Origin of the sequence: Paraburkholderia sp. SIMBA_054 (genome assembly GCF_046534875.1) — a bacterium.
In the GTDB taxonomy this organism is placed as follows: domain Bacteria; phylum Pseudomonadota; class Gammaproteobacteria; order Burkholderiales; family Burkholderiaceae; genus Paraburkholderia; species Paraburkholderia hospita.
In genome coordinates this window covers 147437-154318 of sequence record NZ_JAWRXV010000024.1, presented here as the reverse complement: position 1 = coordinate 154318, position 6882 = coordinate 147437, and the positions used below count along the sequence as shown (strand labels likewise).

Below are 6882 nucleotides of genomic sequence, written 5' to 3'. Positions count from 1 at the left end.
AACAGGGGTGCCGTCACTACCGTTGCGCGTAAACGTCAGATCGGCGCGCGGTACACCGATTTATGCAACAACGCCCAGCGTACGCACGATGGCGGGCCCGCCTTCGAATTTAAGTTTTTTGACTCGAGGCCGATATAGATAGCGCGAACTTTCGATACTCAGTCACGCTGGTTATATCGCTTCAAGCGCTCGCCTTCATTCTCCCGGATACACACCCAATGACACGTCATACTTCCACACTGTTCGTTTCAATTGTGAGCTCAGTGCTGCTGTGCGCCTGCGCGGGGACGCCGTCTCAGACTGCGGCGGACTATCACCCGGAAACGGAAGCTCGCGTGCGTGTGTATTGGGGAGCGAACGTGATCCTTTATTTGAACACCCCGTGCGTTACAGGTGAGGCCAAGCACTTCGTCGCGTCCAAACCCGGCTTGTCGAGCCTGTCTAACAAGACCGTCGGCATGCCCGTGCCATCCGACGCGGCTCGGTATTTCCACGAGTACATTGTCCCAGCTGACCAGCCAATGACGGTTCATGCGCGGATTTCGAGCGAACAGTTTATCAACGGGAAGCGGTACAGGGTGACCGACGCGGCGAAAGCAAGCACCTTCGTGCCCGAGCATGGGCATGACTACGAGATCTTGGTCCAAGACAACAATGGACCTGACGAGATCTTTGCGCGCGAACTTGTCTCAAGTGTAAATGGCACCTCCACCGTACCGTATCCGCTCAGGTCGACGAGCTCCTGTAAGTCCTAGTTCGCTCGGTGTGTTCGATAGCCGCGAGAGGGAGAGCATCGAATTGGTCGCGTACCAATCCACACGACGCAGCTTGCTGATGAGATAACAGTGTTTTGAGCAAATCGCGCGGCGTGTCGGCACCGACTTTATCGCAACACGTTGCTCGTTGCGCTTTGCATACCAAACGGCGGTAATTCGCCGCGATCCGGACGCTAATGACCGAACGTCGAAGGTCCGTTCATGGCCGAACCCGGTCGAAGCTCGTCCAAGCCTGGCTGCCAGGAGTAACTCGCGCAACGTATCGCTTCCGGGAAGCATCCTCACTTCTTGGCATCAGGTATTTGGTGTGAGTGCGTTTCTGAATTTGTTCGTCCATTTCAGAATATACGATTGGATCGCTTGCACGGTTGAGTTCAAGCGTTGCGATGGCATGTTGAACCGTCCGTCCCTTCTCCTCGGGATGATTGCACCGCGCTCCAACTACATATTCTCTTACCGCATCTCGCAACTGCCCCGTTCGTATCTTGCTTCTGCCTTGATAGACAAACTCGCACGCCATCGGCACGTACGTCGTGTCCAGTGCCCAGACCTAGCCGCTGCGATCGATCTTCTAGTTGCGCAGCAGGTACGGTCAAACCTTGTGGGCCGCGCGGGCGTGGCGGACGACGCACGCGAGAACTATCTGAACTGCCATGTCAACTTGGCGACGCTGCTGCCCCAACTGAGCCCGGGACCGGGCGAAGTGTACGGCGCAGCGCCAGAAATCCCCTTATATTTCCCGCTGCCGCCGATTAGTGTATGAGCCTGTGCCGCAGCGTCGAACGTCGTATATAGCTGGTCACCATCGCTATCCGTCATGGTGCAGGCACCGGCCCCGCCGACCTCTCCGCTACCGGTCACGCGGTAGCAGAGGCAGTGCACCGACATGTCGTTAAAGAGTTTCTGATCGTCCATGTTGCGTGTGGTGCCAAACAGTTCTATCAACAGCGCATGACCGGTATCGCTCATATCCAGGTTGGCCAACGCGAGACCGGTGTAGTAAGTCACATAAGTCGCGGTACCTTGTTTCGGTATTGAAATCAGGTCGCCCGCAGCCATCTCGCAGCACAAAGACAGTACGATGGCAAGCATGATGGGAGTCAGTGTGTGCATGTGCGCCTCTTATGATCGATCGGCATCCTCGGATTGACCTGCGTGCTTCTTCCTCACTTTCGGAAAGCCAACTGCCGCGCAATCGCTAAAATTACATAGTAGTTCGGTCCGTTCATGGACCCGGAGCGGCCTCATGCGGTGTGCGGATTTCGTTCCAACGTGAGCCGTTGCGAATGGCGCTTCGGGGCCTCAACGAGAGTTGCGTAGTTGAAGGCTTGTCGTGGCAACCTCACGCGACTACCGGCCGCCCCTATAGGAAACCCATAGGTCTCTGGTTATCTGACTGGTCGTTCCGTAATCGCCGGCGAGCAAGAACCCTACATCGTGTCCCAAGGCTTCGCATCGTGGCGACGCCCGAATTTGCCTCTGACTCGGAGTCTGCGCGCGAATCGTCTGTCGCCACCATACGATTCTTATTCACGGGTAGCCGTTCGCCCATATGGCAAACGACATATGGCAGAAGGTGTCGTCACGCCTAGACTCAGAGTGCCGCCTTGCCGCGAACCGATGCGATGCCCGCCAGGATTCTGGAGGGGCTGATAGCACCGCGCTGGTCGCGGTCAGAAGAAACAACGATCCGTTCCCTGCGGTTATCCAGTCAAGCGCCGACATCCGTGATGGAGAATTTCATGAAAGGTCATCAAACCGCCTTGCTCATCGGCGCTGCGCTATGGGCATCGACACTATTCGCCTCTCAAGTGGCGTGTGCTCAAACGACGGCCAGCCTGGTCGGCACCTGGAAGCTTGTCTCACTCACGATTCTGAAAAGCGGAAGCCCGGTGGAGATTCTGGGCGAGCGCCCCGAAGGTCAACTCGTCTTTGGCGCCGATGGGCGATACACCCTGGTCGCTCTCCGTTCGAACTTGCCGCGGCTTGCATCGGGGGATCGTCTTTCAGCGACTGGGGACGAAAACAGACAGATTGTGCAGGGGAGTGTCGCGCATTTCGGGACGTACAAAGTCGATCCCGCAGCGCATATGATCGAATTTCACATTCGGAAGGGAACATTTCCGAACTGGGATGGCGAAACACAGGCGAGACCATTCGTCATTGAAGGCGACCGATTGACATATGTCACGCCGGGTAGCTTTGGATACGGCGCGTCAACAGTCGTCTGGCAACGGGAAAATAGCAAGTAGGGGCGACGCGAAGCGCTGGGCAATACCCGCGAATGGGAGATCTCAGGTTGCCCTGACTGTCTGAAGTCGTCACTCGAATGGCTACTTCGCATCCGACCTCCCTGATAACCGTCGAGTATGTCCAGGCCCCAGCTGACATTCACGTCTCACCTTTGGTAAGGCGGTTTAGGTTGCTCTTCTGCCATTCGCACTGCCGCGACCGCGAATGTCAGCTTTCGCTGCTGTCGAACGCGAACTTGCGACCCTTTGAAGCCCTTCGACCCAGCGAGAAATCAAGGGCGGCTTCCGAGGTACAACTGCCATTTGGTTCGTCACGCGGGACGGCGAGTGGTCGGCCTTATGGAAAGATTCGCAAAATTCAATGTCGACCCAGTTGCTACGTTGAACAGTCAGTGTTTTGACCATCTTTTTGCAGCCGGGAGAGTCTATTGAGGCACTGTGCTTGTAACGGACGCATGCCAAGCTCCTGGGCGATCATCAACGCCATGCAATAGTGATTGTGAGCTTCCTCAATCCGAGGCGCGGTAGCGTTGCCATCCGGGACAATGTCCCCCAACAGGCACCATGCCCAAGCTTCATTGCCTCGTTCGCCGGAGGCTCGTGCAAGATCAATGGCGTCATGTGCATGAGTGAGGGCTTCATCTTGTCGACCTGCGAGGTGGCACACTCGACCGAAATTTGAGAGCACTACCGACTGTCCGAACGTTAAATTACTCGCCGCCGCTATGCGAACTGCCTCTTCCAGAAGAGCCAGTGCCTCATCGGTCCGGCCCAGTGACGCATACGCCGCTCCCAGACAGGATGCTATCCGAGGAGCGTAGATTGGAAACTCAGCGTTCCTGCACATGGCCAGTGCTGGTTCAAGTGCCTCAACAGCGACGTCGAGGTTGCCTTGAATAAGGTGCATCCGTCCGACACCGAAGCCAGCAAAGATCCGCTCCTCTGGCCCATTCATCCCTCGGGCGAGGTCGGTCGCCTCTTGTCCAAGGACGGCAGCCTCGTCGAATCGGCCGAGTTCGGCAAGACACAACGTCAGCCAGACACGAGCGCTGACGCCCGCGGCGGTTAGGTCAGACTCATCGTGCGGGCCGTGGCCGGAGCCTTCATGCAGGAGATCTAGCGCCTTTCGAGCATGTCCCAGCGCGCGTTCATAGTCTCCGAGGCCATACCACGACCTTGCCAGCATCCTATTGATCCGAGCTTTCAGATCGGGATCGCTTCGCCGCTTTGCCAACGCCAGGGCGCGTTCGCCCGCCTGGACGGCACCTGTCAGATCGCCTAGCGAACCGAGCGTGTAAGTTAACCTTGATAAAACACGCGATAGGCGTTCCTCATCGCCGAACCCTTCGGCAAGATGTTCCGCGGTCTCGAGATTCACCCGGTCACGTGCCAAATCTCCCAGCGGATAAAGCGAGTGGTGGAGATCCCATCGGATGTCGATGATTTCACCGAGTGTTTCGGCCGACGATGGCAGGGCCGCGTAGGCAGTCAAAGCTTTCTCGAACAGAATCGACGCCTCGCGATGCGCGGCGCGTCTTGCAGTATTGTGACCGGCACGCCGCCATAGCCGGGCCGCCTTCCCCGTCAATCCGGCCTGGGCGCAGTGCTCGGCCAGGATTTCCGGTTGTTGCTCCGCTATGTCAGAAAAATGACTCTCAAGTTCCATTGCGATGCGGGCATGCAGTTGCTGTCGTCTATCCCGCAGCAGAGAGCTGTACGCGGCGTCTTGCACCAGGGCGTGCTTGAAAGTGTATTCCGCATCCGGTGGTGCCCCGTGCCGGAAAACCAGCTCGGCGCTGACGAGGTGATCCAATGCGTCGTCCAGGCGCTCTTTGGGCATCGACGCGACCGCGCTGATCACCTCATAAGAAAATCGCCGGCCGATTGCAGCGGCGATTTGCGCTACATCCCGCGCCGGGGCCAGGCGATCGAGACGCGCCATCAGCGAAGCGTGCAACGTCATCGGGATCGCCAGTGGTGGCAGCGGACCATCGAGGACGTAGCGCCCGTTCTGCTCGCGCAGTACGCCGCTCTCCAGCACTGTCTTGGTCAGTTCTTCGACGAATAGCGGTATTCCGTCCGTATGCTCGATGATCCGGTCTGTAACCTCTTTCGGCAGCGCCTTGCCAAGGGTTACCTGCTCGATCATCTCGGCTCGTTGCCGAGGATGAAGACGATTGAGAGTAAGGAGCATCACCTCTGGGCGGCCGATCCAAGGAGATACGAACTCAGGCCGCAGGGTGATAATCAGCAGGACAGTCAGGGTTTCAATACGATTGACAAGATGGTCCAGTGCTTCGAGCGAGCTGGGGTCGACCCAATGCACATCTTCGAACAATATCAGCAGCGGCTGGCGTCCTGCCCGGTCCTTGACCTGCGCAATGATCGTGCTAAGCGTCTTATCCTTGTACTGCTGCGGTGTGAGGTCAAGTTTTGGGTATCGACCTTCCGTCGAAATCGATAGCAACGCCGCCACCAGCGGAGCAGCTTCGCGCAGATTGTCGGCGGCGAACGCGAGCACCGCCTCAAGTTTGTCGAGACGTTGTTCAACGGTATCCTCACGCCGCAAGCCGGCCGCACGCTCGAGCTGGGAAATGAACGGATAGAAAGCGCTGTCTTGATGGCGGCGTGAGCAGAAATACCGCAAGCGGTCGTGCGGCTCGAATTGAAGCCGCTCTTCAAGGGCAGTGATCAGCCGCGATTTTCCAATACCCGATTCGCCCGACAGTAGCACTACCTGTCCCTCACCGTTCTTCGCCCTCCGCCATCGGCGCAGCAACAGCTCGATCTCCTCGTCGCGCCCGACGATTGGTGTCAGTGTGGTTCCATGCAGCGCCTCGAACCGGCTTTCGACCCTGCTGGGGCCGAGCACTTGCCAAACCCGCACTGCGTCGCCCATACCCTTCACAGTGGCCAGGCCCATGTCGCGGTAGTCAAACAGCCCGCTCGTAAGCCGCTGCGTGCTCGTAGAAATCACCACTGTTCCGGGCTCGGCCAACGTCTGCAGCCGGGCAGCGAGATTAGGCGTCTCACCTACAACGCCACGCTCCAGGGCTGCGCCTTCGCCGATGAGATCGCCGACTACCACGACACCGGTAGCGATCCCGATCCGCACTCGCAAACTCTCGTCCGTTCCGGAATCGAGTTTGCCGATGGATCGCACAAGCGTCAGTCCCACGCGTACCGCCCGCTCCGCGTCGTCCTCGTGCGCCCGGGGATAACCAAAATAAGCCAGTACACCGTCGCCCAGGTACTTTGCGATGAAACCACCGGCCGTAGTAACGATATCTGCGCAACCCCGGTAATAGGCGCCGATGACCTTCCGCAAGTCTTCCGGATCGAGCCGCGTCGACAGGGCAGTCGAGTCGACGAGATCGCAAAACATGACGGTGAGCTGGCGTCGGTCCGCGTCATCACCCGGGACGGGCGCGGCCGCGACCGGAGATATTGCAACGGCGCTGTAGCCAAGTTCGGCAATCGCGCGCAGCATTTTGCGGCGATGCCCAAGCAAGACGCCAAGATCCTTGAGATCCTGGTCCGTGAGATCGGGGAGGACCGAGGGATCGATACCATTCTCGGCAAAGACCTGGACATACTCAGACAAGCCGAGTGATGCTAACCACTCCGCAATGCTTCCCACCGGCTGTCTCCTGAAGGCGGCTTCCTCATGCAATGGTAGGAAACATATTTGTTCCGCGCTTGTCGACAATCAGCGCGGCGGCGGGCTGCATTCCAAAGTGCTTGATTCCAGTCGTTGTGCGGTGCGGCTAACGTACGATTTATTCCGCTTCCTGAAGGCAGCCGAACTTGGTTGTGAGGTTGTTGCTTGCCGTGGTTCCGTGTCCAAACCGGCG

General features: G+C 58.1%; 4 protein-coding genes. 2 read left to right on the top strand and 2 right to left on the bottom strand.

Annotated features, from left to right (window positions below; translation table 11 throughout):
* Positions 1-218 precede the first annotated feature (218 nt).
* Positions 219-755 carry a hypothetical protein gene (locus tag SB822_RS27705; protein WP_242684068.1) on the top strand — a complete coding sequence of 179 codons (537 nt, stop codon included), beginning with the start codon at positions 219-221 and terminating at the stop codon, positions 753-755.
* A 660-nt stretch (positions 756-1415) separates the two neighbouring features.
* Here SB822_RS27705 and SB822_RS27700 read toward each other — a convergent pair.
* Positions 1416-1889: a hypothetical protein gene (locus tag SB822_RS27700; RefSeq protein WP_410856111.1), complete on the bottom strand. Its 474-nt coding sequence runs from the start codon at positions 1887-1889 to the stop codon at positions 1416-1418.
* Positions 1890-2518: 629 nt separating this feature from the next.
* Here SB822_RS27700 and SB822_RS27695 point away from each other — a divergent pair.
* Positions 2519-3028, top strand: coding sequence for a lipocalin-like domain-containing protein (locus SB822_RS27695; protein WP_100216135.1), 510 nt, complete (start codon positions 2519-2521; stop codon positions 3026-3028).
* A 376-nt stretch (positions 3029-3404) separates the two neighbouring features.
* Here the strand turns inward: SB822_RS27695 and SB822_RS27690 are convergent, their stop codons facing one another.
* Positions 3405-6668, bottom strand: coding sequence for an AAA family ATPase (locus SB822_RS27690; RefSeq protein WP_410856110.1), 3264 nt, complete (start codon positions 6666-6668; stop codon positions 3405-3407).
* Positions 6669-6882 lie beyond the last annotated feature (214 nt).